Consider the following 723-nt stretch of genomic DNA (forward strand, 5'->3'; position numbering starts at 1 on the left):
GCGAGAACTGTGCCTACGAGGGCCAATATCAGTTCGTCATCAGCGATGATGCAGTTTCAGATCTTGTTGGCTGCGTATACGAATCCGGATTCGGATCGCTCAGCCATACCTATCTCGGCTCGAAAGACTCTCTCGCTGCAACGTCACTTGGATTCTGTGCGGGAACTAGCCAACAGTGGGTGTATGCATACAAGGACTCCCTACCGAACGCATTCACTACAGTTGATGATGCGGTCCGTTCCGCAAGTAGAATCGATCTATTCGAAACAGGAGACCACGAGACGATCACGAGTACCTTGACTAGTGGGCGTCCTGCGGCGGCGCTCTCACTACTCGCTCAGAACACTGCCCTCATTGAAGAGCTCCCTCACGAAGCGGTTTTAGCGGGTATCGAAACGGGAATACAGAGTGACCCGGATCGAACGAAATACACCGCTTTGGAGGTGCTTTCGAACGTCCAGTCGACAGTTCCAGACCGTCTCTGGGAAGCGGTTTGTACCATCGAAAGCGATCATCCCGACCTTATTCAAAAAGTGACGTCGACGACAACAGTAGTCGCCGCAACCAAACCAGAATTAGTTGACGACCTCGCTGCACCGCTCCTTGAGACGCTTCGAACAGACGATCCGCGTCGACGAACGGCTGCGTTAGAATCACTCAAGAGCGTGAGTGAACACCAGCCACGTGTTCTTATTGATGCCCTCCCAGCTATTGAGACCATTC

1 protein-coding gene is annotated in these 723 nt (G+C 52.8%); it reads left to right on the forward strand.

Annotated features, from left to right (window positions below):
• A partial coding sequence (locus tag DEQ92_RS23550) for a hypothetical protein (RefSeq protein WP_158547649.1) occupies nucleotides 1-723 on the forward strand: 723 nt, incomplete at both ends.

It is taken from the genome of Haloferax sp. Atlit-6N (assembly GCF_003383195.1).
Classification (GTDB): Archaea; Halobacteriota; Halobacteria; order Halobacteriales; family Haloferacaceae; genus Haloferax; species Haloferax gibbonsii.